A 24,745-nucleotide genomic window follows, 5' to 3' on the forward strand; every position below is an offset into this window, starting at 1 on the left:
ATTCGAGCGCCATTGTAGCGGCGCTCGCCCCGCTGTGCCCCTAGGCCGCGGACATTTGCCGGGCCGGCACCGCCAGGCTCACGGCCCGCACCGAGGCACCGGCTGTGAGCCCCAGAGCCTTGGCGCTCTGCGCGCTGACAATCAGCGTGCCGGCCGCCACCCGTGCCGGCGCGGCGCTGATGCGGCAGTCGGCGAACTGGCGGTTGTGAATCAGATAGGCTTCGGCCTGGTCTCCTGGAGTGCCGATGCTCAGTTGCAAGATCTGGCTGTCGCGCACCGCACGGATCTCCCCGGTGGCGCATTCGATCAGCGGCCCGCCGTCGAAGATATCGATGTAATCCTTGAAGCCGAAGCCTTCAGCCTTGAGCATGCCCAGGGCCGGCTCGGTGTTGGGGTGCACTCGCCCGATCACCGCTCGGGCCGACTCTGGCAGCAGGCAAGTGGGCAGCGGGAATTTGGGCATCAGCTCAGCGATGAAGGTCTTGTTGCCAAGGCCAGTGAGGTAGTCGGCATCGGCGAAGTCCATCTTGAAGAAGTGCCGCCCCAGTCCTTCCCAGAACGGCGACACGCCTTGCTCATCCGAATAGCCGCGCATCTCGGCGATCACCTTGTCGCCGAAATGCTCGCGGAACTCGGCCAGGAACAGGAAACGTGCCTTGGACAGCAGCCGGCCGTTGAGCCCCTGACGGTGATCGGCATGCAGAAACAGCGAGCACAGCTCCGATTGACCGGTCATGTCGTTGCCGAGAAACAGGGTCGGCAGTTGCTGATTGATACCCAGGTTCTTCGAGGCGGCGACAAACAGCCCCAGACGATAGTTGTACCAGGGCTCGCGCAGGCCCACGGCGCCGGCCAGGGCACAGATGCCCACCACTTCGCCCTGGGGCGTCTGCAGCACGAACAGGTAGTCGGCATCGGCGCGGGACGCCTGCCTGGCGAACGTCTGCTCGGCCCACTGCAGGCGTGAACGCAAGCGCCCGGCGTCGGCGGGCAAGGTGGTGAGGCCGGCACCGGCGCTGTGGGCCAGGGCCAGCAGGGCCGGCAGATCGGCCTGGGTGGCGGGACGGACAATCATCGCGAATGCTCCAGCTGAGGTTGACGTTCGGGCAGGTAGATTTCCGCCAGCATGCAGCGGGCGCTGCCGCCGCCGATGCGTTCAATGGTGTCGATGTTGACGGGCAAGGGTTGCACATGGCGCTCGATCAGCTGGCGCTGCTGGGCGTCCAGGGAGCGCCAGGCAGTGCGGGACATCACCAGTAGCGGTTCACCGGCACGGTTGTGCACTTCCAGCATATTGCCGGCGAAGGACTCCAGCTGGGCCCAGGTCAAGGGCAGCACCTGTTTGCCGCTGCTTTCCAGACGCTGGCGCAGAGCGGCACGCTCTTGCGCAACGTCCAGTGACTGCAGGCAAGCCACTGCCAAGCGGCTGCCGACGCTCATCATCACGTTGGTGTGGTAGATCGGCACCCCATGCCGGTCCCGAGCATGAAAGGCGCACAGCTCGTAGCCCAGGTGGTCCACCCACTGATCCAGGGCCCGGGCGTGGGTGCGGCTCGAATAGCCGGCGTAGCAGATCCGCTGCTGGCGATCGAGGACCATGCTGCCGGTGCCTTCGAGGAAGGTTTGCTCTTGCTCCAGGGGCGTCAGGTCCAGGGTGCGGGCCACCTGATAGTGCTCATGCAGATGAGCCAGCACGCCTTTGAAGCGCTCCAGGCGGCGATTGCGGCCTTGCATCGGGTACAGCACCAGTGTGCCGTCCGGATGGCTGCTCCAGCAGTTGTTGGGGAAGATCGAATCCGGAGTATGGGGCGCGGCACCGTCCTCGTGGACCAGCACCTGGACCCCCTGCTCGCGCAGGGCTGCGACGTAACCGTCGAACTCCTCCAGGGCCTGGGCCTGGACGTCTTCGGCAAGGCCGGCCGGACGCTGGAAGCTGTTGTTGCCTGCGGTGTCCTGATTGAACGAGAAGCGCGTGGGACGAATCATCAAAAGGCTATGGGTGGTCTGCATGGGGCACGCAATCAATGAGGTTTCAGAGGTGCTCATTGTGGTTTTGTACGCGGGCAAAACCCGGCTGATCCCAAGGGCTGCACGGCAGGAAACGGCTGAAAGCGGCGGGTTGCTCAGCCGATTCCGCCAGCCCCAAACACCGCCCTCGAGGATCAGCGCACCAGGCACGTAGGAGCTGGCTTGCCAGCGAAGACGGTCTTGAGGGCAGTGCAAGACTTGCGAACCCTTTCGCCGGCAAGCCGGCTCCTACGCAAGGTTCACGGATGTTGCGACAGACGCGTAGGAGCTGGCTTGCCAGCGAAGGCTGGTCTTGAGGGTGGTGCAAGGCTTGCGGGCCCTTTCGCCGGCAAGCCGGCTACAGGGGGGCGACGGTTATTCCATGCCGGTCTTGACCATGGCCAGCTCGGGATGGCTGACCAGTTTGTCGATGTGCAGGTCCGGGTCGTCGAACCAGACTTCGGTCAGCACCCGGTAATGCTCCATGTCCCGGCAACGCATGCGCAGGCTGTAGTCGAAGGCGCCGCTGATCAGACGACACTCCAGGACCTGGGGGCAGCCCCGGACTTTGGCTTCGAAGGCTTTCTGCGCCGCGCGCCCGCTCTGGTTGGACAGGGCTACCAACACCAGCAGCGACAGGCCCGGGGTGAGTTTCTTTTCGTCGAGGATCGCGCCGTAACCACGGATGACCCCGAGCTGCTCCAGCTTGCGCACCCGTTCCAGGCAGGGCCTGGGCGTCAGGTGCACGCGCTCGGAGAGTTTCTGGTAGGTGATGCGCCCTTCGTGGCGCAGCACCTCGATGATCGCCTGGTCGATTCGATCAAGCACGATCGACAAGTCGCGGATGTCCGCCATGGATGCCTTCCCTCACTTCAAACGGCCGGATAGAAACTGCTGCAAACGTTCACTCTGGGGCTGGTCGAGGATCGCCGCGCTACCCTGCTCCTCGACTCGCCCTTGATGCAAGAACACCACCTGGCTCGACACCTGCCGGGCAAAACCCATTTCGTGGGTGACCATGAGCATGGTCCGCCCCTCTTCCGCCAGGGCCTGGATCACCTTGAGCACCTCCCCTACCAGCTCCGGGTCCAGGGCCGAGGTCGGCTCGTCGAACAGCAGGATCTGGGGCTCCACCGCCAGGGCCCGGGCAATCGCCACCCGTTGCTGCTGGCCACCGGACAGAAACGCCGGATATTGCTCGGCCACCCGCTGCGGCAAACCCACCTTGTCCAGGTAGGCCCGGGCGCTGGCCTCGGCGTCCTTGCGGCTGCTGCCCAGCACCCGGCACGGCGCCAGCATGATGTTTTCCAGCACGCTCAAGTGGCTCCACAGGTTGAAGTGCTGGAACACCATGGCCAGGCGCGTGCGCAAGCGCTGCAACTGGGCCGGGCTGGCCACCTGCATGCCCCCGGGAGCCTCCCGGGTGACCACGGCTTCGCCATCCAGAGTAAAGGCCCCGGCGTCGGCCCGCTCGAGGAAATTGATGCAACGCAGCATGGTGCTCTTACCCGAGCCACTGGCGCCGATCATGCTGACCACGTCACCGGCCCGGGCTTTCAACGAGACGCCCTTGAGCACCTCGTTGTCACCAAATCGCTTGTAGAGATTTTCAACGGTCAACTTGTACATCGGACACTCCTGGAGCGTCGCCACGGTCAACGACGCTCTGGACAGATAAATAGGGATGAATGCACTCAGTGGGCAGGGCCGAGAAAGCTCAGCCAACGCCGCTCCGCCAGGCGGAATGCGCCCACCAGGCCGAAGGACAGACCCAGGTACAGCAGCCCGGCGATGCCAAAAGCCTGGAAGGTCAGGAAAGTCGCGGCATTGGCGTCCCGAGCCACCTTGAGGATGTCCGGGATGGTCGCGGTGAAGGCCACGGAGGTGGCGTGCAGCATGAGGATCACCTCATTGCTGTAGTACGGCAGCGCCCGGCGCAGGGCTGAAGGCAGGATCAGCCGCCAGTACAGGCGCCAGCCACTCAGGCCGTAGGCATGGGCCGCCTCGATCTCGCCGTAGGGGATGCTGCGGATAGCCCCGGCGAAGATTTCCACGGTGTAGGCGCAGGTATTCAGGGTGAACGCCAGCAAGGTGCAGTTCATGGCATCGCGGAAGAAGGCTTCCAGCAGCGGTTGCTCGCGTATGGCGGCGATGCCGTAAAGACCGCTGTAGCAGATCAGCAGCTGGATATACAAAGGCGTGCCGCGAAACACATAGGTGAACAACTGCACCGGCCAACGCACCAGAGCCCAGTGGGAGGTGCGCATGATCGCCAGGGGCAGCGACAGGACAAAGCCCATGGCCAGGCTCGCCACCAGCAACCACAGGGTCATGGCCAGGCCGGTCAGGCTTTCACCGTCACTGAACAGAAAGGGACGCCAGTATTCCTGGATCAGTTCGATCATCGCGACAGCCCTCGCTCGCCTTGGTTGTAACGTCGCTCCAACAGCCGCAGCAACTGGTTCGAAGCGCTGGTGATCAGCAGGTACAAAGCGGCTGCCAGGAGCAGGAAATCCAGCATGTTGAAGGTGCTCTTGCCGGCTTCCTGGGCCACCTTGACCAGGTCCGAAAGGCCGATGATCGACACCAGCGCAGTGGCCTTGAGCAGCACCAACCAGTTATTGCCCAGGCTGGGCAAGGCAAAGCGCATCATCTGCGGGAAGACCACGAAGCGGAACCGCTGCCAGCGATTGAGGCCAAAGGCCGCCGCCGCTTCCTGCTGGCCTCGGGGCACGCTGAGAATCGCCCCGCGAAAGGTCTCGGTGAAATAGGCGCCGTAGATGAAGCCCAGGGTGATGATCCCGGCGACAAAGGGGTCGATCTCCATATAGGGCCAGTCCAGCAGTTCGGTCAGGGCGGTGAGCCAGCCCTGCAGGCTGTAGAAGATCAGCAGCATCAGCACCAGGTCCGGCACCCCGCGAATCAGGGTGGTGTAGCAGGTCGCCGGCAGGTTCAGCAGGCGCAGTGGCGAGAGCTTGGCCGCCGCGCCCAGCAACCCCAGGGCCATGCTCACCAGGAGCGCCAGGGCCGAGAGTTTCAGGGTCACCCAGGTGCCGTGTAGCAGCAGCGGGCCGTAGCCTTGCAGGACCGTCAGGTCCAGGCCAAAAAGAGTCGTCGAGGTATTCACGCCATTCACCTTGCAGGCGCCGCAGCCCGGCCCGGGACCGCCCACGCAAGTCCCGGGACCGGCCAGGGGCAATCAGTTGTTGTAGAGGTCGAGGTCGCCGAAGTACTTGCGCTGGATCTGGGCGTAGATGCCCTTCTCATGCAGGGCCTTGATGGCGCCATTGAGCATGGCCTTGAGCTCGTCCTGGTCCTTGCGCAGGCCGATGGCGATCTCCGAGGGCACCAGGGGGTCGCTGATCCCGGCGCTGTTCTCGAAATCCGCGCCTTGTGGCGATGCGAGGAAACTCATCTGTGCCTGCAGCTTGTCCTGGATCGAGGCGTCCAGGCGCCCATAGACCAGATCGGCGTAGACCTGATCCTGATTCTGGTAGGCCCGCAGCTTGACCCCTGCCGGCCCCAGCTTGGCCCTGGCGTAGGTCTCCTGGATGGTGCCTTGCATATAGCCCAGGGTCTTGCCTTTGAGGGACTCGCCGGTTGGCTCAAGACCTGCGCCCTTGCGGGTGACGATGGCGGTGGGCCCGGCATACAGGCGATCGCTGAAGTCGATCTGCTTGCGCCGTGCATCGGTGACAGTCATGGACGACTCGATGGCGTCGAACTTGCCGGCCTTGAGTGCCGGAATCAGGCCGTCGAAGTCGTTACTGATCCAGACGCACTTGAGCTTCAGTTCAGCGCAGATAGCATTGCCCAGATCGACGCCAAACCCCTGCACGCCGCCATCGGCGGTGGTGGATTCAAAGGGCGGGTAGCTTGGATTGACACCGAAACGCAGTTCTTTCCACTCTTTGGCACTGGCGCCCATGGAAACGCACGCGATTGCCAGTAACGGCACGGCCAGCCATTGTTTAGTCATCTTCAGAGTCCCGGATTATTTGGATTTATAGCGGTCCGACGAACAAGCCGGACCCCACTTGTGACAGGGGCAGAGAGTGTGTGCGGGGTCACCGCAGTCGGTTTCTTGTTGTGATTGAACAAGCTCGGCGCGCAGAGCCGGACCTGTACCTGATTGCCGCGGTCTACGCTGCAACGGAGCGCCAGAATGCCAACAGCCACTCCCACCCAGGTGTCGTAAGGGGCTCCTGAAACAGCCGGGATCGGCTGATCACGGCTATTTCACAGCCGATTCTGTCGTCAACGCTCTAAGCCAAGGGCCAGAGCGCCGACGCGAGATCGATAGAGGCTTTTTCAACATGCAAAAATGCACAGCCAACCTGCAGTTTTCGGGGTTGTACTGGGCAAAATTGCACTGTTACGATCCGCCGATGCTCGCGCGCGAGCCTCATATAAAAAACAATAAAAGCAGGGAGTTAGTGATGACTGCTCAGGTTTCATCCCAGGCGACACAGGACCTCGACGCCACCCCCGACGAAGTGCTGGTCGAGGTGCGCAACCACATCGGTCACCTGACCCTCAACCGCCCCGCCGGTCTCAATGCCATCACCCTGTCGATGGTGCGTACCTTGCAGCAGCAACTGGACACCTGGGCCCAGGACCCGCTGATCCACGCGGTGGTGCTGCGCGGCGCCGGTGAAAAGGCCTTCTGCGCCGGCGGCGATATCCGCTCGCTGTACGACAGCTACCAGAGCGGCAATATCCTGCACGAGGACTTCTTCGTCGAGGAGTACGCCCTGGACCTGACGATCCACCATTACCGCAAGCCGGTGCTGGCCCTGATGGACGGCTTTGTCCTCGGCGGCGGCATGGGCCTGGTGCAAGGCGCCGACCTGCGAGTGGTCACCGAGCGAAGCCGCCTGGCGATGCCGGAAGTGGCCATCGGTTACTTCCCGGATGTGGGCGGCAGCTACTTCCTCTCACGGATTCCCGGCGAGCTGGGCATCTACCTCGGCGTCAGCGGCGTGCAGATCCGCGCCGCCGATGCCCTGTACTGCGGCCTCGCGGACTGGCACCTGGAGAGCGACAAACTGAGCCTGCTGGACCAGCGTCTGGATCGCCTGCACTGGAGCGACTCACCGCTCAAGGACCTGCAGGGCCTGCTGGCCAAGCTGGCGGTACAGTCATTGCCCGATGCGCCCCTGCAAGCCTTGCGCCCGGCCATCGACCACTTCTTCGCCCTGCCGGACATGGCCAGCATCGTCGAGCAGTTGCGCAGCGTGACGGTTGCCGACAGCCACGAGTGGGCCAAGACCACCGCTGACCTGCTGCAAAGCCGCTCGCCCCTGGCCATGGCCGTGACCCTGCAGATGCTGCGCCACGGCCGCCAGTTGAGCCTGGAACAATGCTTCGCCCTGGAGCTGCATCTGGACCGTCAATGGTTCGAGCGTGGTGACCTGATGGAAGGCGTACGCGCCCTGATCATCGACAAAGACAAGACCCCCCGCTGGAATCCGCCGACCCTGGCAGCCCTTGAGGCTGAACGGGTAGCGAGCTTCTTCAGCGGTTTCGACGGCAGCGGGAGCTGAACTCATGCACGACATCGAATTGACCGAAGAACAAGTCATGATCCGCGACATGGCCCGGGATTTTGCCCGGGGCGAAATCGCGCCCCATGCCCAGGCCTGGGAAAAGGCCGGCTGGATCGACGACACCCTGGTGCGCAAGATGGGCGAACTGGGATTGTTGGGCATGGTGGTTCCCGAAGAATGGGGTGGCAGCTACCTGGACTACGTGGCCTACGCCCTGGCGGTGGAGGAGATCTCTGCCGGTGACGGCGCTACCGGGGCCCTGATGAGCATCCACAACTCGGTGGGCTGCGGGCCAATCCTCAACTACGGCAGCGAGGAGCAGAAGCATGCGTGGCTGCCGCGACTGGCCAGCGGCGAAGCCATCGGCTGCTTCTGCCTGACCGAACCCCAGGCCGGCTCGGAAGCCCACAACCTGCGCACCCGCGCCGAACTGCGGGACGGCCAGTGGGTGATCAACGGCGCCAAGCAGTTCGTCAGCAACGGCAAGCGTGCACAACTGGCCATCGTCTTTGCGGTGACCGACCCGGAACTGGGCAAGAAAGGCCTGTCGGCGTTCCTGGTGCCCACCGACACCCCGGGTTTTATCGTCGACCGCACCGAACACAAGATGGGCATCCGCGCCTCGGATACCTGCGCCGTGACCCTCAACCAATGCACGATCCCCGAAGCCAACCTGCTGGGCGAACGCGGCAAGGGCCTGGCCATTGCCCTGTCCAACCTCGAAGGCGGACGCATCGGCATTGCCGCCCAGGCCCTGGGCATCGCCCGTGCGGCTTTCGAAGCGGCCCTGGCCTACGCCCGGGAACGGGTGCAGTTCGACAAACCGATCATCGAGCACCAGAGCATCGCCAACCTGCTGGCCGACATGCACACCCGACTCAATGCCGCGCGCTTGCTGATCCTGCATGCCGCGCGCCTGCGCAGCGCCGGCCAGCCGTGCCTGTCCGAAGCCTCCCAGGCCAAGCTGTTCGCTTCGGAAATGGCCGAAAAGGTCTGCTCCTCGGCGATGCAGATTCATGGTGGCTATGGGTATCTGGAGGACTATCCGGTGGAGCGCTACTACCGTGACGCACGGATTACCCAGATCTACGAAGGCTCGAGCGAGATCCAGCGGCTGCTGATTGCCCGAGAGCTGAAGCACTATCAGCTCTAGGCACCAGCGCCGCCCACAAAAAAATCGCAGCCCAGGCTGCGATTTTTTATGGCGGCTCCCCATAGGAGCCGGCTTGCCGGCGAAGAGGCCCTTGAGCGTGGTATCGCCCTGGCGGACGCCTTCGCTGGCAAGCCAGCTCCTACACAAGCCAGCCCCTTCGCAAACCGCTTCCTACAACCGGCGGTACTGGACTTGCCGTCAGCGCCGGTGATCTACGGCTGCAACTTCACCCCAAAGTGCTGACTGCCAAGGGGCTTTTTACCGGGGGTTAGTGCTAGAGATCATCCATCCAATTGTCCTTAGGTCTCAGTTCAGCCAGAAACTCTTCCAGCGCATAGTCCTCTCCCGCGATCGGCATGAGTGGGGACGCTGAAGCCACAGAGGCTGGTTTTTTAGGGGTACTGTCGTCACTGCTGGCGGTCTGTGGCATCAACCTCACGCCAAAATACTGATTAGCCGGTTTTTCTCCCGGAGTCGGCGAGGTGATGGCAATAATCGTCGCCTGGTCTTGACGGCGCATGGGCATGACCACGCTGGTATCGGCATTCAGGTAACTGGCCATGGTAGCCAAGGCAATCCCCACGAAGGGCGACGCCGAACCGGTATCACCCAGGCGCTGGGTCAGGTCGTAGCCTTCGCGGGAATCGAGCAGGTCCAGGGAGCTGTGGGCAGCCGTCAGAGCAGGAAGCAACTCGGCCAATGGCGTGCTGTTCAGGCCGCCGTCGTAGAACACCCGGGCCGGTGCTGGTGTAACTGTGTCAGTGGCTTTTTTCCAGCCAGCAGCCAGTTGAGCGGTCAAGGCTTCGCGCTTGAGACGCTCGCCGTTGTCCGGGCGCTGCAGGGAAACCGTGACCGGACGATGAATCCTGGCCAGCACCGGCAAGGCGTCCCACTGTTCAAAAGCGCGCTCGGTCCAGGGTTGCGGGATGAACGCCGAAGGTTGGAACTCCACCGCCGGTTTACGCCAGCCCCAACCGGTGAATTCAGGATCGATCTTGTTCTTGTTGACCTTGGTGAAGGGGGCGTAATAGCGCAACCATTCGACACGTTCGGGGCGGCCGACAACCAGGGCGACCATGGCGTCGGTTAACTTGTCAGGCTGGCGTGGGCCCGCGACAGCCCCTAGCGACTTCAAAGAAACATCTCTGCTCGATAGAGCGCCAGCCATGCTTATTCCCTCATTGACATACACCAAAAGTGCAGGAAGATCGGGGCTACTCTCGAATATCTGGAACAGCGACTCCATCATTCCCTCAGGCGTGTCATTACAGATAATGCCATCCTGAAAACTACGAATACGGTGCCAATGCAATCCTGCGGGTGTTCGCATGTCATTGACCATGACAGACAAGCTGCGACGAGTTCTTTCGGGCGTAAAGCGAAGGTTCGGGGTTTTAGGATTCCAACTTCGAACCACAGTGATGGTAGGAATCGGCCACTTCTCCAGAAAGTCCCTTAACCCCAGTTCCAATGCATCCGTTTCCCGTTTGTCATAGGCCATATTCTTCTCATCAGCAGTCTGGGGATACTGCTTCGGGTCCGTAGGCAGAACACTGCCTACGTGCAGTGACTCCGTCTGTTTTGTACTCTGCTCTTGCAATGCTTGCCAAATCTGCCCCTGACGGAAAACATCCAGACTTACACCGAGGCTGAGCACATCTAGAGTTTCCAATTGCGGCGATGTAGTGGGGGCACGGTAACGAGGTTCAACAGTCATGGTGGTAGCCTTCCTGGCTGAGGTATAGGCCGTCACGGCCGTGGCCGGACTGGCAAAGCAACGGATAGATGTCAACTCGGGTTCAGCAGCCTGAGTCAAGTGACTGGTCAGTAGCAGGCTGGAAAGAGACCAGTACGTAAGCACGCGGCGCATCAGACGGTCTCTCCAAAGCTGACGGGGATTCCCGCTTTGCGTCCCGCCAGAGACTGGGTAGCTACCAGAGAAGGCATTTTGTCCTTGACGGTAGTTGGTAATGCACCGCTTATTCGGTACGTTACTGTTGAGTTAATCAGCTCGCGATTACTACTCTCCTCTTGAAGATAGAGTGCCTCCACATCTTCGTCTGGAAGGTCAATATCCACATCTTCCTCACTGTAGATATCCCCTCTAGTTCTCTCCCAATCCAACCGCCAATCCGCCACCCGACACAAATACGCATAGAACGTCACATCATCCACGCTCTCCCCCGCCCCTATCGCCACGTCATACGCCAACACTCGCCGGCTATGCTCCGGGTTGTTTGGAATGGCCGAGTGAAAAGACAGCGCTTCCTCGTGCTCCTTGTTCTTGCCTCCACTTTGCAGGCGCAGACGTGCCTCGTAGGGTGTCTCTGAACGCGTCACCAGCACCTTGCCGCTGTCTGTCGCTCGGGCGGCAAACACGTGGGTGATTTCAGATATTTCCTTGCCTTCATTGAGGGCCTCCTGAACGCTGCCAATATCACGCCCGTGCTTGAAGGCGACGGTTTCGTCGATCGACTCCAGCCGGGTGTGCTTGGCGCTTTCGGGAGACCAGGCCTTGTTGCTTACTGCGATAGCTGCATCGATAGGCGCCAGTTTGTCCTTGACCTGATAGACGCCACTGTTTGAGTCCGCCCCCGGCATGACCACCGTGCCATCGGCGTCAAAGTTGGTTGCAACGGGCACCGGCAACAACGGCGCGGTCAGCATCACCGACTTCCCTTGCTCAAGGGAGGCGCGGGCCACGGACATCCGCTGCTTGTACGGCAGACCGGCGTCTTCCCAGGTGTCCTCCCCCTTGAGCAGCAATGGGTAGACATAGGGCGGCGTGTGCAAACCGATCAGTTCCTTTTCACCGCCGCGCTTGCGCAGGGTAAAGATTCGTTGGTGAAAGCTCATCGGCAAAGTCCGGCGCAGTGGCTTGCCATACAGGTGCTCGTCAACGCCCTGCCAGCCGATCCCCTGGACGTTGGCCAGGCCAACGGTCTGGTCCTGTGGGGTGAAGTACAGGTAGACGCTGCCTCGGTTGTCGCGCTCGTTGAAGGCAATGCGCTTGGCGTCAATCGTGGTTTCACAGGCGCTGCCACTGCTCCAGCCAGGCCCGCCAATAGCGCCATAACCCTGGCAGTTCTTGAGGGCGATACTCGACAAGGCCGGGTACGGATTGGGCGCTGCGGTCATGAACTTCAGGATGGCATCAAGGGTCGCCAGGCGGGCCTCGGCCGTCTGCTGCGCGCCAAAGCCCTGAAGCTTCTCCATGTTGGGTTCGCGCAGGCTATAGGGCGAGTTGATCATCACCACGCCGTCGGCCGGCCGCACCTTGTCTTCATTGAGAAAGGCATGGGCCAATAGGGTGATGAGCGTGCCTTGGCTGTGGCCCACCACATTCACGGTGTCGTTGGGGTAGCGCTTGCGGATGATCTTGATCAGCATCGCCAGACGCATCGCTGCCAGCACCATGTAGCGACGTCCAGGTGCGGAGAACAATGGGTGAGTCAGCTCTCCGGCAAGCAGATTCAGGGAAATGAAGCCAAACAGCTTGCCGTTGAAGCCCTTGCCCCACATGTCCGGCAGGTTGGTGGTGGCATTGACGAAATGCCCCCCCTCCAGGGTGCCGGCCTTGTCCAGGCGGTTTTTATTGCGATCCATCCACTCGCCGTGGGGCGCATCCTTGATGATGTGCTGCTCTTCCTCACGAAAGCCCCAATAGAACGGAATGACCACGCTGCGGCTGTCGGCGCCGTTGGCCGAGGCGCCGAACTTGCGCCGGTAGTACACCGCGTCGGGGTTGCTGGCCTTGCCATCATCGTCCTCGGGCAAGCTGTAGCCGGCCGGGCGCAGCAAGCCTGGATTGCTCACGCCATTGGGCAGGGTCGGTGACATGTCCAGGCGTTCGTTGAGCCCCTCGCACAGGCCGCGCTCGATGCGCTCGTAGCAGCCAGCAAGGTCGTTGACGCCATGCACCACGATGGTCACGCAGGGCTTGGGGGGAGGCGCGATCAGGTGTACGTCGCCACCGCCCGGCAGGGTGATCGCTTCACCGGTGCAAATGGTCCTCATCCGTACGGCGTCATTCATCGTGCGTGTCCTCCTTGGTGGCACTGATGCTGCGCAAAAAAAAGCGGGCGCCGCACCATAACAAAGGACCCGGACGATAAATGTAGGAGTTCTCTGAAAGGCACTCGGACTAGGGTCGCCTGATGATCACAGGTGCCGCCGAGGCAAAAAAAATCGCAGCTCAGGCTGCGATCTTTTTTCCGGATTCCACTGTAGGAGCCGGCTCGCCGGCGCAGGCGTCGTTGAGTCTTGCACCCGTCTTGCGGACGCCTTCGCTGGCAAGCCAGCTCCTACGGAGGTTTATTGGTCCTTGAACTGCGGGTCGCGCTTGGCGATGAAGGCGGCCATGCCTTCTTTCTGGTCCTGGGTGGCGAATGCGGCGTGGAATACTCGACGTTCGAAGCGCACGCCTTCGGACAGGCTGACTTCGAAGGCGCGGTTCACGCTTTCCTTGATCATCATGCTCACCGGGATCGATTTGCCGGCGATCAACGCAGCGACTTTCAGCGCTTCATCCACCAGTTCATCCGCCGGCACGATGCGCGCGACGATGCCGCAACGCTCGGCTTCCACGGCGTCGATAAAGCGTCCGGTCAGGCACATTTCCATGGCCTTGGCCTTGCCCACGGCGCGGGTCAGACGCTGGGTGCCGCCCATGCCCGGCAATACGCCGAGGTTGATTTCCGGCTGGCCGAACTTGGCGTTGTCGCCGGCCAGGATGAAGTCACACATCAAGGCCAGTTCACAGCCACCACCAAGGGCGAAACCGTTGACCGCGGCGATGATCGGCTTGCGCCGGTTGGCCACGCGGTCGCTGTCGCTGAACAGGTCGTCGAGGTAGATCTGCGGGTAGGTGAGTTCGGCCATTTCCTTGATGTCGGCACCGGCAGCGAAGGCCTTCTTCGAACCGGTGATGACGATGCAGCCGATCTGCGGGTCGGCTTCCAGGCGATCCAGGGCCTGGTTCACTTCACCGACGATCTGCGCGTTGAGGGCGTTCAGCGCCTGGGGACGGTTGAGGGTGATCAGACCGACGCGGTCCTTGATGTCCAACAAAATGGTTTCGTAGCTCATGAATCAGCTCCTGCTAAAAGTCAGAGATTGCGCGAAATGACCATGCGCTGGATGTCGCTGGTGCCTTCGTAGATCTGGCAGATGCGCACGTCGCGGTAGATGCGCTCCAGCGGGAAGTCGCTCAAATAGCCATAGCCGCCCAGGGTTTGCAATGCCGCGGAACAGACCTTCTCGGCCATTTCCGAGGCGAACAGTTTGGCCATCGAGGCTTCCACCAGGGCCGGCTTGCCACTGTCACGCAGGGCCGCAGCGTAATGCACCATCTGCCGCGCCACGGCGATTTGGGTAGCCATGTCCGCCAGACGGAACGCCACTGCCTGGTGCTCGATGATCGGCTTGCCGAAGGTCTCGCGCTCACGGGCGTAATCGCGAGCCGCTTCGAACGCCGCCCGGGCCATGCCCACCGACTGCGAGGCAATGCCCACGCGCCCGCCTTCAAGGTTGGCCAGGGCAATCTTGTAGCCTTCGCCCTCCTCCCCCAGGCGGTTGGCCACTGGCACCTTGACGTCCTCGAAAAGGATCTGGCAGGTGTCGCTGGCGTGCTGACCGAGCTTGTCCTCGATGCGCGCGACCTTATAGCCCGGCGAATCGGTGGGCACGATAAAGGCGCTGATACCGCGTTTGCCCGCCGCCGGATCGGTGACCGCGAACACGATCACCACCCCGGCGTTCTGCCCGGAGGTGATGAATTGCTTGCAGCCGTTAAGGACATAGTGATCGCCGTCGCGGCGGGCCCGGGTCTTCAAGCTGCTGGCATCGGAGCCGGCCTGGGGCTCGGTCAGGGCAAAGGCCCCGAGCATGGCGCCGCTGGCCAGGGGCTTGAGGAAACGCTCTTTCTGCTCGTCACTGCCGAACTTGAGGATCGGCACACAGCCCACCGAGTTGTGCACGCTCATGATGGTGGAGCAGGCGCCGTCACCGGCGGCGATTTCTTCCAGGGCCATGACATAGGCCAGGTAGCCGGTGTCGCAACCGCCCCACTGTTCAGGCACCAGCATGCCGAAGAATCCCAGCTCGGCCATCTCGGCGATGGCTTCCTTGGGAAATCGGTGCTCGCGATCCCACTCGGCGGCGAAAGGCTTGAGGCGTTCCTGGGCAAATTGCCGGGCCGCGTCGCTGATCTGCAGTTGTTCGTCATTGGGCAACATCGGGATTCCTCGTTACAGGCATTCAACGGCCATGGCCGTGGCTTCACCACCGCCGATGCAGATCGCGGCCACGCCACGCTTGAGGCCTTTCTGGCGCAGGGCCGACAGCAGGGTCACCAGGATCCGCGCACCGGAAGCACCGATCGGGTGGCCCAGGGCGCAGGCGCCGCCATGCACGTTGACCTTGGCGTGGGGGATTTCCAGCTTGCTCATGGTCACCAGACTGACCACGGCGAAGGCTTCGTTGATCTCGAACAGGTCCACGTCCTGCAAGGACCAGCCGGTCTTTTTCATCAATCGCTCGATGGCGCCCACTGGAGCCACAGGGAACAGCCCAGGAGTGTCGGCGAAGGCCGCGTGACCATGGATGACCGCCAAGGGCTTGAGGCCGCGTTTCTCGGCTTCGGAGCGACGCATCAGCACCAGGGCCGCAGCACCGTCGGAGATCGAACTGGAGTTGGCGGCAGTGACCGTGCCACCGTCACGGAACGCCGGCTTCAGGGTGGCGATCTTGTCCAGCTTGGCCTTGGGCGGCTGCTCGTCATCGCTGATCAGCTTCGATTCCTTGCCTATCATCACTTGCAGGGGAACGATCTCGTCCTTGAACAGACCGTCCTTGATCGCCTGCTGGGCGCGGGTCAGGGAGGCCACGGCAAACTCATCCTGAGCCTGACGGGTGAAACCGTTGGCCTCGGCGCAGTCCTCGGCAAAGGTGCCCATCAGGCGGCCCTTGTCGTAGGCGTCTTCCAGGCCATCGAGGAACATGTGGTCGAGGACCCTGCCGTGGCCCATGCGGTAGCCGCTGCGGGCACGGTCCAGCAGGTATGGGGCGTTGGACATGCTTTCCATGCCGCCGGCGATCACCACCTCGGCACTGCCGGCCAGCAGCATGTCGTGGGCGAGGATGGTGGCCTCCATGCCGGAACCACACATCTTGTTCAGGGTGGTGCAACGGGTGCCCTTGTCCAGGCCGGCGCCCAGGGCGGCCTGGCGCGCCGGGGCCTGGCCGAGGCCGGCAGACAGCACGCAGCCGAACAGCACTTCTTCTACTGCGTCAGCCGCAATGCCGGCCCGCTGTACCGCGGCGCGGATGGCCTCGCTCCCCAGTTGCGGAGCGCTCAGGCCTTTGAGTTCACCCTGGAAACCGCCCATGGGGGTGCGGACGGCGCTGACAATGACAATCGGATCGTGGGCAATGGACATGATGAATCCTCCTTACTTGGCGGCCATGCGCAAGGCACCGTCGAGACGGATCACCTCGCCGTTGAGCATGCTGTTTTCAATGATATGCCGCACCAGCGCGGCGTACTCGGCGGGTTTGCCCAGGCGTGGCGGAAACGGCACGCCAGCGGCCAGACCGGCCCGTACTTCATCGCTCATGCCGGCCATCATTGGGGTTTCGAAGATCCCCGGGGCAATGGTCATCACCCGGATGCCGAAACGTGCCAGTTCACGGGCCACCGGCAAGGTCAGGCTGGCGATGGCGCCCTTGGAGGCGGCATAGGCGGCCTGGCCGATCTGCCCGTCGAAGGCCGCGATGGAGGCGGTATTGATGATCACCCCGCGCTCGCCTTCGGCATTGGCGGTGCTTTCGGCGATGGCGGCCGCCGCCAGACGCAACAGGTTGAAACTGCCGATCAGGTTGACGTTGATCACCTGGCTGAAGCTGGCCAGGGCGTGGGGGCCGTTCTTGCCGAGGACCTTCTCGCCACGCACGATGCCGGCGCAGTTGATCAGCCCGTTGAGGCCGCCAAAGGCCTTGACCGTGGCCTGCACCGCCGCTTCGGCCGCCGTTTCCTGGCTGATGTCCGCCACCACGCTCTGGCAGCCCAGTTGCTGGGCCTTGGCCGCCACGGCCTCGGCGTTGAGGTCCACCAGCATCACTTTGGCGCCGGCGGCGACGAGCATTTCGGCGCTGGCGGCACCGAGGCCGGACGCACCGCCACTGACGAGAAACACCTGGTTTGCAATGTCCATCATTCAAATCCTGTTCATGCGGTAGCTGTTGACGCCGCGGCCTCTTGAGCCTTGGCGATTTCCTGGTTGCGCAAGATAAAGCGCTGCAATTTGCCGCTGGGGGTTTTCGGCAAGTCGCTGACAAATTCGATTTCACGGGGGTAGGAATGGGCCGCCAGGCGCTTACGCACGTGCTGACGCAACTCCTCGGCCAACTCCGGGGTGGCGCGGTACTGCTCGCTGAGCACCACGAAGGCTTTCACCAGCTCGGTACGCTCGGGGTCGGGCTTGCCCACCACCGCCGCTTCTACCACCGCTGGGTGCTCGATCAGGGCACTTTCCACATCGAAAGGGCCGACCCGGTAGCCGGAAGTGGTGATCACATCGTCGCTGCGGCCGACAAAGCTGATGCTGCCGTCCTGGTTCAACTCCACGGTGTCGCCGCTGAGGTAGTAATCGCCGACAAAGGCCTTGGTCGGCACCCCGGCGTAACCGGCGAACCAGCACATCGGCGACTGGCTGCGGTCGATGGCGAGAATCCCCGGCTGGCCCACGCCCAGCTCCCGATACTCTTCGTCCAGCACCACGATGCGGTGGCCCGGCGAGGCGAAACCGGCGGCGCCCACATGCACCGGATGCTCCAGGCCATGGTGGTTGCACAGCACCATGCCCAGCTCGGTCTGGCCGTAGTGGTCATGGATCACCACGTCCAGTTGCTCGGCGAACCAGCGAATCACTTCCGGGTTGAGCGGCTCGCCGGCGCTGCTGACGATGCGCAGACGCCCCTTGATCGAAGCGGCGAACCGGTCGCCACCGGCAATCAACAGGCGATAGGCCGTAGGTGAACCAGTGAGGTTGGTGATGCCGTACTTGTTGATCACCCGGCAGGTACTTTCCAGGGTGAAGGGGCCGTCATAGAAGGTGATCGGATGGCCCAGGCCCAGGGGCCCGGTGACGCCAAAATAGATGCCGTAGGCCCAGCCCGGGTCGGCGACGTTCCAGAACGCATCCTCAGGTCGCAGGTCCACCGCGTCGCGGGTGTAGTTCTGGAACGCGACGATGGCCTTGAGCGGCACTTCCAGGGCTTTCGACGGGCCGGTGGTGCCTGAGGTGAACATCAGCAGGAACGGGTCTTCGCCGCTCAGCAGCAGCGGCTCGCACTGGGCCGGGTATTGCTCCAGCTCGGCCCAGAAACTGAAGTCGCCGCGCACGATGCCCTGGCCCTTGGCGCCTCCCACGGTGACGACGGTGGGGCAATCGGCGACTTCCAAGAGCTTGGCTCGGTTGACCCCGTCAGTGACCACCACCTTGGCCCCCGAACTGTTCAAGCGATGCTCGATGGCCTTGGGGCCAAAGGCGGTGAACAGCGGCTGGTACACCGCGCCGATACGCCAGGTGGCAAGCACCGTGATCAAGAGTTCGACATTGCGCGGCAACAGTCCGGCGACCTTGTCGCCCTTGCCGACCCCCTGGGCCAAGAGGAAGTTGGCCAGGCGTGCGGCCTGGTCCTGCAGTTCAGTGAAGGTGTAGGTAGCGCTGCTGCCGTCCCGGCCTTCCCAGAACAGCGCAATACGACCGGGCAATGCATGCCGGTCACAACATTCGACACAGGCATTGAGTGCCGACAGCGAGCCCGCCAGGGCGGCCTCGACGGTGTGCTGATAGTTGAACTCTTTGATAGCGGACAGGTAGTTGCGCATTGCCAGAATCCCTCACTGTTCTTATTAGGATGGGAACCTCATGAAAATCAGGGAAATACTGGCGCCAGAGCCCTCGCGGAACAATGGTCAAAGCTATCAAGTTGCGTGACCGGTTTGGCCAAGCGCCCGCGCTGCCCCGGCGAGATTGCCGGGGCAGCGCGGGGTGGTGCGAGGCTTGCGGGCCTCTTCGCCGGCAAGCCGGCTCCTACAGGGAACTGCACGGTGTATCTGACTGCTGTAGGAGCTGGCTTGCCAGCGAAGGCGTCGGCCGGGGCGGCGCAGGGCTCAAGGGCCCTTTCGCCGGCAAGCCGGTTCCTACGGGGAGCTGCACGGTGTATCTGACTGCTGTAGGAGCTGGCTTGCCAGCGAAGGCGTCGGCCGGGGCGGCGCAGGGCGCGCGGCCCCTTTGTCGGCAAGCCGGTTCCTACGAGAGGTCCGGGTCGTTGAGGATCAGGCTACGGTAGTGTCCGGGGTTGGAACCGGACCATTTGCGAAACGCCTTGTAGAACGAGCTGGTATCGGCAAACCCCAGGCGCCCGGCTATTTCGGCGAAACTCAGTTGCGGCTCCGCCAGCCAGACAATCGCCAGTTCCTTGCGCACGCTGTCCTTGAGGGCCTGGTAGCTCTGGCCCTCTTCCGCCAGGCGCCGGCGCAGGGTCGAGGCGGACATGCACAGACTCTGGGCCAGGCTTTCACTTTCCGGCCACTGTTCCCCCGGCAGTTGCCGCAGTTGCTGCTTGATGCGGCTGGCCAGGCTTTCGGGATCGCGGTATTTCACCAGGATATTGGCCGGGGCATGGGCCAGAAAGCGCTTGAGCTCCGCCTCGCTGCGCTTGATGGGCAGGTCCAGGCAGTCGGCGGCGATGATCATCCGCGTGCGCGGCCGGTCAAAGCGCAGGTTGTCGGAGAACATCACCCGGTAGTCGTCGCAGAAATCCGGCTGGGGGCAACGCAGTTCGATGGCCAGGATCGGAATCCGCCGGCCCGCCAGCCAACAGGCCACACCGTGGACGATCATCCAGTAAGTGAAGTAGGTAAAGGCCCGCTGCGGCTCGTGTTCATCCTCCAGCAGGACGATTTCCGCCAGGCTCTGCTGGTGCACCAGTTGCGCCGGCAGGCGCTCGAACATCAGCGACAGAAAGCCCAGCACCGAGTCCAGCCCCGTGGCCAGGGTCGGCTGGGCCATGGCCGAGCGACAGAGGAAGGCCAGGCTGCCGGATTTCAGCTTGCGCGGGTCCATACCGAAGAACTCATCGTCCAGACGCCGGGCCAGCAGGCGCCAGAGCCGCGCATAGGCACTGGCCGGGACCCGTGCCCTGCCCTGCTGCAAGCCCGCCGGGTCGATGCCGACCTTGAGCAGCACTTCATCGGTGGCCGCGCCTGGAGCGCAGCTTTGCAGCAGCGCCTCACGCACCAATTGCATGGAGATGGTGTCTTTTTCGGACATCGGGACCAAGGCTTTCCTGGATCTGGGGTTAGGACGGCCATCTTAGGCAGTGATCGGGAAAAAGCCAGTGGGCTTTGGGCTAAGTGTCGCCTTCCGGATCAGCTTGAAACCGATACGGATTCACGGACTCCATAGCGGGTTCAACCCGAGACAGGCCCCGCAAACCAGCATCCGATGCCTGAGCGCCGCCTCACGTCAGTGCAAAATAGTATCAATTCAAGTGTCATGGACGATTTGTCAGCGCCGCGTTTGAGGGCTGTAATCAGCCCACATTCTTCCTCTCTGGCGGAAGACATAACAACAATAACCGTCCTTCTGTCGCCAGCACTGGCGCAGAAGTGGAGTGACCGATGAAAACTTGCACCCAAGCCCTGCTCCTCAGCACCTGCATGACCCTCAGCAGCATCACCTTCGGCGCCCAGACCCTGACCATCGCCACCGTCAACAACAGTGACATGATCCGCATGCAACGGCTGTCGAAAACCTTCGAGAGCCGGCACCCGGAGATCAAGCTGAACTGGGTGGTGCTGGAAGAAAACGTCCTGCGCCAGCGCCTGACCACCGACATCGCCACCCAGGGCGGTCAGTTCGACGTACTCACCATCGGCATGTACGAAGCCGCGCTCTGGGGCGCCAAGGGCTGGCTGCAACCGATGCAGGACCTGCCCGCGGCCTATGACCTGGACGATGTCTTCCCTTCGGTCCGTGAAGGGCTGTCGGTCAAGGGCACCCTCTACGCCCTGCCGTTCTATGCCGAAAGTTCCATGACCTACTACCGTACCGACCTGTTCAAGGAGGCCGGCCTGAGCATGCCGGAGCGGCCGACCTGGGAGCAGATCGGCGAATTCGCCGCCAAGCTCAACAAGCCCGAACAGGAACAGTACGGCCTGTGCCTGCGGGGCAAGGCCGGCTGGGGCGAGAACATGGCCCTGATCACCACCCTGGCCAACAGCTACGGCGCACGCTGGTTCGATGAACAATGGCAGCCCGAGTTCGCCGGGCCTGAATGGAAGAACGCCCTGAGCTTCTATGTCGACAACATGAAGAAGTCCGGCCCGCCCGGGGCCTCGAGCAACGGTTTCAATGAAAACCTGGCGCTGTTCAATAGCGGCAAGTGCGCGATCTGGGTCGACGCCAGCGTGGCCGGCTCCTTTGTCACCGACAAGAGCCAGAGCAAGGTCGCCGAGCACGTGGGCTTCACCTACGCGCCGCATCAGGTCACCGACAAGGGCAGCGCCTGGCTGTATTCCTGGTCCCTGGCGATCCCCGCCAGTTCCAAGGCCAAGGACGCCGCGAAGACCTTCACCACCTGGGCCACCTCCAAGGAATACGCAGCCCTGGTGGCCGAGAAGGACGGCATCGCCAACGTGCCACCGGGCACCCGCGCCTCCACCTACAGCCAGGCCTACATGAGCGCCGCGCCGTTCGCCCGAATCACCCTGGAATCGCTGAAGGCGGTGGACCCGAGCAAGCCGACCCTCAAGCCGGTGCCCTACATCGGCATCCAGTTGGTGACCATTCCCGAGTTCCAGGCCATTGGCACCCAGGTCGGCAAGCTGTTTTCCGCGGCGCTGATCGGCCAGACCACGGTGGACCAGGCCCTGGCAGCGGCGCAGCAGACCACCGAGCGGGAAGTGAAGCGCGCCGGCTACCCCAAATAACCCGGCGCTTCCTGTAGGAGCCGGCTTGCCGGCGAAGGGGCCTGTGAACCTTGCGTGGCCCTTAAGCCAGCTCCTACCGTCCGCCGACAATGCCAGCGCGCTGTCGCGCACTCTTGTACCCAACGGGTTGTGATCACCATGAATACCTCGACTGCCAAGCTCCATCTGCAAGCGCAGGCGGCCCCCCGCAAGCGTCGCCTGGCCAACCCCGGCTGGTTCCTGGTCAGCCCCTCGGTGGCGCTGTTGCTGCTGTGGATGGTCGTGCCCCTGGGCATGACCCTGTACTTTTCGCTGATCCGCTACAACCTGCTGTACCCCGGCGAAAACCAGTTCGTGGGCCTGGAGAACTTCAGCTACTTCCTCAGCGATTCGGGCTTTGTGCCCGGAGCCACCAACACCCTGTTGCTGGTGGGCAGCGTGCTGCTGATCAGCGTGGTACTCGGGGTGCTGATCAGCGCCCTGCTGGAGGCCAGCGAGTTCCTCGGCCGGGGCATTGTCCGGGTACTGCTGATCTCGCCGTTCTTCATCATGCCCACGGTGGGCGCACTGATCTGGAAGAACCTGATCTTGCACCCGGTCTCGGGGATTCTGGCAGCGCTGTGGAAACTGTTCGGCGCCCAGCCGGTGGACTGGCTGGCCCACTACCCGCTGCTGTCGATCATCATCATCGTTTCCTGGCAGTGGCTGCCGTTCGCCATCCTGATTCTGATGACCGCCATGCAGTCTCTGGACCAGGAACAGAAAGAGGCCGCGCGCCTGGACGGTGCCGGCCCCATCGCAATCTTCTGGCACCTGACCCTGCCGCACCTGGCGCGCCCCATCGCCGTAGTGGTGATGATCGAAACCATCTTCCTGCTCTCGGTCTTCGCCGAAATCTTCACCACCACCAACGGCGGCCCGGGCTACGCCTCGACCAACCTGGCGTACCTGATCTACAACCAGGCGCTGGTGCAGTTCGACGTAGGCATGGCTTCCGCCGGCGGCCTGATCGCCGTGGTCATCGCCAATATCGCCGCGATCATCCTGGTACGGATGATCGGCAAGAACCTGACTGACCAGAGCTGAGGTGCCCGCCATGACCCTGCAACAATCCCGACGCCTGCAAAGCCTGCTACTGGGCACCCTGGCCTGGGCCATCGCGATCCTGATCTTCTTCCCGATCTTCTGGATGGTGCTGACCAGCTTCAAGAGCGAGATCGATGCCTTCGCCACACCGCCGCAGTTCATCTTCACGCCAACGCTTGAGAACTACCTGCACATCAACGAACGCAGCAATTACCTGTCCTTCGCCTGGAATTCGGTGGTGATCTCCTTCAGCGCCACGGCTCTGTGCCTGCTGATCGCGGTGCCGGCGGCCTACTCCATGGCCTTCTACGAGACCCGCAACACCAAGCGCACCCTGCTGTGGATGCTCTCCACCAAGATGCTGCCACCGGTGGGGGTGCTCATGCCCATCTACCTCCTGGCCAAGAGTTTCGGCCTGCTGGATACCCGCATCGCGCTGATCCTGATCTACACCCTGATCAACCTGCCGATCGTGGTGTGGATGGTTTACACCTACTTCAAGGACATCCCCCGGGACATCCTCGAAGCCGCTCGCCTGGACGGCGCCACCCTGGCCCAGGAGATGCTGCGGGTGCTTATGCCCATTGCCAAGGGCGGCCTGGCCTCCACCGCGCTGCTGTCACTGATCCTGTGCTGGAACGAAGCCTTCTGGTCGCTCAACCTGACCTCCTCCAATGCCGCCCCGCTGACCGCGCTGATCGCGTCCTACTCCAGTCCCGAAGGGCTGTTCTGGGCCAAGCTCTCGGCGGTTTCGACCCTGGCCTGCGCGCCGATCCTGATCTTCGGCTGGATCAGCCAGAAGCAACTGGTGCGCGGCCTGTCCTTCGGCGCAGTGAAATAACCCATTCAAAGTGGAGGCCCGTCATGGCCCATCTGAAAATCAACAATCTGCAAAAAGGCTTTGAAGGCTTTTCCATCATCAAGGGCATCGACCTTGAGGTGAACGACAAGGAATTCGTGGTGTTCGTCGGCCCCTCGGGCTGCGGCAAGTCCACCCTGTTGCGGCTGATTGCCGGCCTGGAGGAAGTCAGCGGCGGCAGCATCGAACTGGACGGGCGCGACATCACCGAAGTCAGCCCGGCCAAGCGCGACCTGGCCATGGTGTTCCAGACCTACGCCCTGTACCCGCACATGAGCGTGCGCAAGAACATGTCCTTCGCCCTGGACCTGGCCGGGGTCGACAAGGCCCAGGTGCAGAAGAAGGTCGATGAAGCGGCGCGCATTCTCGAACTGGGTCCGATGCTCGAACGCAAGCCCAAGCAACTCTCCGGCGGCCAGCGCCAGCGCGTGGCCATCGGCCGGGCCATTGTGCGCAACCCGAAGATTTTCCTGTTCGACGAACCCCTGTCCAATCTCGACGCCGCACTGCGGGTGCAGATGCGCCTGGAGCTGGCACGCCTGCACAAGGAGCTGCAGGCCACCATGATCTACGTGACCCACGATCAGGTCGAAGCCATGACCCTGGCGGACAAGGTGGTGGTGCTCAACGGCGGTCGGGTGGAACAGGTGGGTTCGCCCCTGGAGCTCTATCACCACCCCGCCAACCTGTTTGTCGCAGGCTTTCTCGGCACGCCGAAGATGGGCTTTCTCAAGGGCAGCGTCAGCCAGGTGGACGGTCAGGGTTGCGAGGTGCAACTGCAGGCCGGGGCACGCCTGCGCCTGAGCCAAAGCCATCCGCAACTCCAGGTCGGCAGCCCGGTGACCCTGGGCATCCGTCCCGAACACCTGGAACTGGGCGAGCCCGGCCCCGGCAGCCTGCACGTCACCGCCGATGTTGCCGAGCGCCTGGGTAGCGACACCTTCTGCCATGTGCTCAGCGCCTCCGGCGAGGCACTGACCCTGCGCATCCGCGGCGATCTGGCCAGCCGCTACGGCGAGCAGTTGCACCTGCGCCTGGACCCGGAGCACTGCCACCTGTTCGATGCCCAAGGCGTCGCTGTTCCCCGTTCCCTGCGCGCCGCCGCCTGATTA

The 24,745-nt window shown here is 62.8% G+C and carries 21 protein-coding genes; 6 read left to right on the forward strand and 15 right to left on the reverse strand.

Going from position 1 to position 24,745, the window contains the following annotated elements:
* Window positions 1-40 precede the first annotated feature (40 nt).
* The 7 genes from astA to ACSSVC_RS19560 form a co-directional block, all read right to left on the reverse strand.
* Window positions 41-1,075 (reverse strand): arginine N-succinyltransferase, encoded by a 1,035-nt coding sequence (gene astA / locus ACSSVC_RS19530; RefSeq protein WP_492611215.1) that lies wholly within the window; start codon window positions 1,073-1,075, stop codon window positions 41-43.
* Window positions 1,072-2,010, reverse strand: a complete 939-nt coding sequence (ctlX, locus tag ACSSVC_RS19535; protein ID WP_492611216.1) for a citrulline utilization hydrolase CtlX — start codon at window positions 2,008-2,010, stop codon at window positions 1,072-1,074. Before ctlX ends, astA begins: the two co-directional genes overlap by 4 nt.
* 372 nt (window positions 2,011-2,382) lie before the next feature.
* Complete coding sequence (locus ACSSVC_RS19540; RefSeq protein WP_346633044.1) at window positions 2,383-2,862, reverse strand: Lrp/AsnC family transcriptional regulator; 480 nt, start codon at window positions 2,860-2,862, stop codon at window positions 2,383-2,385.
* A 12-nt stretch (window positions 2,863-2,874) separates the two neighbouring features.
* Window positions 2,875-3,636 carry an ABC transporter ATP-binding protein gene (locus ACSSVC_RS19545; RefSeq protein WP_346633045.1) on the reverse strand — a complete coding sequence of 254 codons (762 nt, stop codon included), beginning with the start codon at window positions 3,634-3,636 and terminating at the stop codon, window positions 2,875-2,877.
* A gap of 65 nt (window positions 3,637-3,701) precedes the next feature.
* Window positions 3,702-4,412, reverse strand: coding sequence for an ABC transporter permease (locus tag ACSSVC_RS19550; protein ID WP_404936881.1), 711 nt, complete (start codon window positions 4,410-4,412; stop codon window positions 3,702-3,704).
* Entirely contained in the window at window positions 4,409-5,134 is a 726-nt protein-coding gene (locus ACSSVC_RS19555; RefSeq protein WP_492611217.1) for an ABC transporter permease, read from the reverse strand. The genes ACSSVC_RS19550 and ACSSVC_RS19555 overlap by 4 nt, the downstream gene beginning before the upstream one ends.
* Window positions 5,135-5,206: 72 nt before the next feature.
* Window positions 5,207-5,986: a transporter substrate-binding domain-containing protein gene (locus ACSSVC_RS19560; RefSeq protein WP_346633048.1), complete on the reverse strand. Its 780-nt coding sequence runs from the start codon at window positions 5,984-5,986 to the stop codon at window positions 5,207-5,209.
* A gap of 460 nt (window positions 5,987-6,446) precedes the next feature.
* Here ACSSVC_RS19560 and ACSSVC_RS19565 point away from each other — a divergent pair, with 460 nt between their 5' ends.
* On the forward strand, window positions 6,447-7,553 hold the full coding sequence (locus tag ACSSVC_RS19565) for an enoyl-CoA hydratase/isomerase family protein (protein ID WP_492611218.1): 1,107 nt from the start codon (window positions 6,447-6,449) through the stop codon (window positions 7,551-7,553).
* A gap of 4 nt (window positions 7,554-7,557) precedes the next feature.
* Window positions 7,558-8,709, forward strand: coding sequence for an acyl-CoA dehydrogenase family protein (locus ACSSVC_RS19570; RefSeq protein WP_404936883.1), 1,152 nt, complete (start codon window positions 7,558-7,560; stop codon window positions 8,707-8,709).
* Window positions 8,710-8,983: 274 nt separating this feature from the next.
* Here the strand turns inward: ACSSVC_RS19570 and ACSSVC_RS19575 are convergent, their stop codons facing one another.
* From ACSSVC_RS19575 to ACSSVC_RS19610, 8 genes are all read right to left on the reverse strand, one after another.
* On the reverse strand, window positions 8,984-10,579 hold the full coding sequence (locus ACSSVC_RS19575; protein WP_492611219.1) for a type VI lipase adapter Tla3 domain-containing protein: 1,596 nt from the start codon (window positions 10,577-10,579) through the stop codon (window positions 8,984-8,986).
* On the reverse strand, window positions 10,579-12,744 hold the full coding sequence (locus ACSSVC_RS19580; protein WP_492611220.1) for a T6SS effector phospholipase Tle3 domain-containing protein: 2,166 nt from the start codon (window positions 12,742-12,744) through the stop codon (window positions 10,579-10,581). The genes ACSSVC_RS19575 and ACSSVC_RS19580 overlap by 1 nt, the downstream gene beginning before the upstream one ends.
* Before the next feature lie 279 nt (window positions 12,745-13,023).
* A complete protein-coding gene (locus ACSSVC_RS19585; protein WP_346634424.1) occupies window positions 13,024-13,797 on the reverse strand; it encodes an enoyl-CoA hydratase in 774 nt (257 codons plus the stop codon).
* 20 nt (window positions 13,798-13,817) lie between these two features.
* Entirely contained in the window at window positions 13,818-14,945 is a 1,128-nt protein-coding gene (locus tag ACSSVC_RS19590; RefSeq protein ID WP_492611221.1) for an acyl-CoA dehydrogenase, read from the reverse strand.
* 12 nt (window positions 14,946-14,957) lie between these two features.
* Window positions 14,958-16,148, reverse strand: coding sequence for an acetyl-CoA C-acyltransferase (locus ACSSVC_RS19595; RefSeq protein ID WP_404936886.1), 1,191 nt, complete (start codon window positions 16,146-16,148; stop codon window positions 14,958-14,960).
* Window positions 16,149-16,160: 12 nt separating this feature from the next.
* Window positions 16,161-16,922, reverse strand: a complete 762-nt coding sequence (locus ACSSVC_RS19600; RefSeq protein ID WP_346634421.1) for an SDR family NAD(P)-dependent oxidoreductase — start codon at window positions 16,920-16,922, stop codon at window positions 16,161-16,163.
* A 14-nt stretch (window positions 16,923-16,936) separates the two neighbouring features.
* A complete protein-coding gene (locus tag ACSSVC_RS19605; protein WP_404936887.1) occupies window positions 16,937-18,601 on the reverse strand; it encodes an AMP-binding protein in 1,665 nt (554 codons plus the stop codon).
* 424 nt (window positions 18,602-19,025) lie between these two features.
* On the reverse strand, window positions 19,026-20,048 hold the full coding sequence (locus ACSSVC_RS19610; RefSeq protein WP_346634419.1) for an AraC family transcriptional regulator: 1,023 nt from the start codon (window positions 20,046-20,048) through the stop codon (window positions 19,026-19,028).
* 389 nt (window positions 20,049-20,437) lie between these two features.
* Here ACSSVC_RS19610 and ACSSVC_RS19615 point away from each other — a divergent pair, with 389 nt between their 5' ends.
* The 4 genes from ACSSVC_RS19615 (at window position 20,438) to ACSSVC_RS19630 (ending at window position 24,742) form a co-directional block, all read left to right on the forward strand.
* Window positions 20,438-21,709: an ABC transporter substrate-binding protein gene (locus tag ACSSVC_RS19615; protein ID WP_492612578.1), complete on the forward strand. Its 1,272-nt coding sequence runs from the start codon at window positions 20,438-20,440 to the stop codon at window positions 21,707-21,709.
* 138 nt (window positions 21,710-21,847) lie between these two features.
* The gene (locus ACSSVC_RS19620) at window positions 21,848-22,774 is read left to right on the forward strand and encodes a carbohydrate ABC transporter permease (protein WP_404936888.1); all 927 of its coding nucleotides are present in this window, start codon (window positions 21,848-21,850) and stop codon (window positions 22,772-22,774) included.
* Window positions 22,775-22,784: 10 nt separating this feature from the next.
* Window positions 22,785-23,615 (forward strand): carbohydrate ABC transporter permease, encoded by an 831-nt coding sequence (locus ACSSVC_RS19625; RefSeq protein ID WP_346634417.1) that lies wholly within the window; start codon window positions 22,785-22,787, stop codon window positions 23,613-23,615.
* A gap of 23 nt (window positions 23,616-23,638) precedes the next feature.
* Window positions 23,639-24,742 carry an ABC transporter ATP-binding protein gene (locus ACSSVC_RS19630; protein WP_492611222.1) on the forward strand — a complete coding sequence of 368 codons (1,104 nt, stop codon included), beginning with the start codon at window positions 23,639-23,641 and terminating at the stop codon, window positions 24,740-24,742.
* Window positions 24,743-24,745: the final 3 nt, after the last annotated feature.

This window comes from Pseudomonas sp. E1BtOHC1 (genome assembly GCF_058744285.1).

What these genes read in the sequence shown, in the direction of transcription:
- ACSSVC_RS19630 (WP_492611222.1), top strand. Translation starts at nt 23,639, where the DNA reads ATGGCCCATCTGAAAATCAACAATCTGCAAAAAGGCTTTGAAGGCTTT.
- ACSSVC_RS19620 (WP_404936888.1), top strand. Translation starts at nt 21,848, where the DNA reads ATGAATACCTCGACTGCCAAGCTCCATCTGCAAGCGCAGGCGGCCCCC.
- ACSSVC_RS19580 (WP_492611220.1), bottom strand. Translation starts at nt 12,744, where the DNA reads ATGAATGACGCCGTACGGATGAGGACCATTTGCACCGGTGAAGCGATC.
- ACSSVC_RS19570 (WP_404936883.1), top strand. Translation starts at nt 7,558, where the DNA reads ATGCACGACATCGAATTGACCGAAGAACAAGTCATGATCCGCGACATG.
- ctlX (WP_492611216.1), bottom strand. Translation starts at nt 2,010, where the DNA reads ATGCAGACCACCCATAGCCTTTTGATGATTCGTCCCACGCGCTTCTCG.
- ACSSVC_RS19585 (WP_346634424.1), bottom strand. Translation starts at nt 13,797, where the DNA reads ATGAGCTACGAAACCATTTTGTTGGACATCAAGGACCGCGTCGGTCTG.
- ACSSVC_RS19550 (WP_404936881.1), bottom strand. Translation starts at nt 4,412, where the DNA reads ATGATCGAACTGATCCAGGAATACTGGCGTCCCTTTCTGTTCAGTGAC.
- ACSSVC_RS19600 (WP_346634421.1), bottom strand. Translation starts at nt 16,922, where the DNA reads ATGGACATTGCAAACCAGGTGTTTCTCGTCAGTGGCGGTGCGTCCGGC.
- ACSSVC_RS19595 (WP_404936886.1), bottom strand. Translation starts at nt 16,148, where the DNA reads ATGTCCATTGCCCACGATCCGATTGTCATTGTCAGCGCCGTCCGCACC.
- astA (WP_492611215.1), bottom strand. Translation starts at nt 1,075, where the DNA reads ATGATTGTCCGTCCCGCCACCCAGGCCGATCTGCCGGCCCTGCTGGCC.
- ACSSVC_RS19565 (WP_492611218.1), top strand. Translation starts at nt 6,447, where the DNA reads ATGACTGCTCAGGTTTCATCCCAGGCGACACAGGACCTCGACGCCACC.
- ACSSVC_RS19590 (WP_492611221.1), bottom strand. Translation starts at nt 14,945, where the DNA reads ATGTTGCCCAATGACGAACAACTGCAGATCAGCGACGCGGCCCGGCAA.
- ACSSVC_RS19540 (WP_346633044.1), bottom strand. Translation starts at nt 2,862, where the DNA reads ATGGCGGACATCCGCGACTTGTCGATCGTGCTTGATCGAATCGACCAG.
- ACSSVC_RS19575 (WP_492611219.1), bottom strand. Translation starts at nt 10,579, where the DNA reads ATGCGCCGCGTGCTTACGTACTGGTCTCTTTCCAGCCTGCTACTGACC.
- ACSSVC_RS19625 (WP_346634417.1), top strand. Translation starts at nt 22,785, where the DNA reads ATGACCCTGCAACAATCCCGACGCCTGCAAAGCCTGCTACTGGGCACC.
- ACSSVC_RS19545 (WP_346633045.1), bottom strand. Translation starts at nt 3,636, where the DNA reads ATGTACAAGTTGACCGTTGAAAATCTCTACAAGCGATTTGGTGACAAC.
- ACSSVC_RS19605 (WP_404936887.1), bottom strand. Translation starts at nt 18,601, where the DNA reads ATGCGCAACTACCTGTCCGCTATCAAAGAGTTCAACTATCAGCACACC.
- ACSSVC_RS19615 (WP_492612578.1), top strand. Translation starts at nt 20,438, where the DNA reads ATGACCCTCAGCAGCATCACCTTCGGCGCCCAGACCCTGACCATCGCC.
- ACSSVC_RS19560 (WP_346633048.1), bottom strand. Translation starts at nt 5,986, where the DNA reads ATGACTAAACAATGGCTGGCCGTGCCGTTACTGGCAATCGCGTGCGTT.
- ACSSVC_RS19610 (WP_346634419.1), bottom strand. Translation starts at nt 20,048, where the DNA reads ATGTCCGAAAAAGACACCATCTCCATGCAATTGGTGCGTGAGGCGCTG.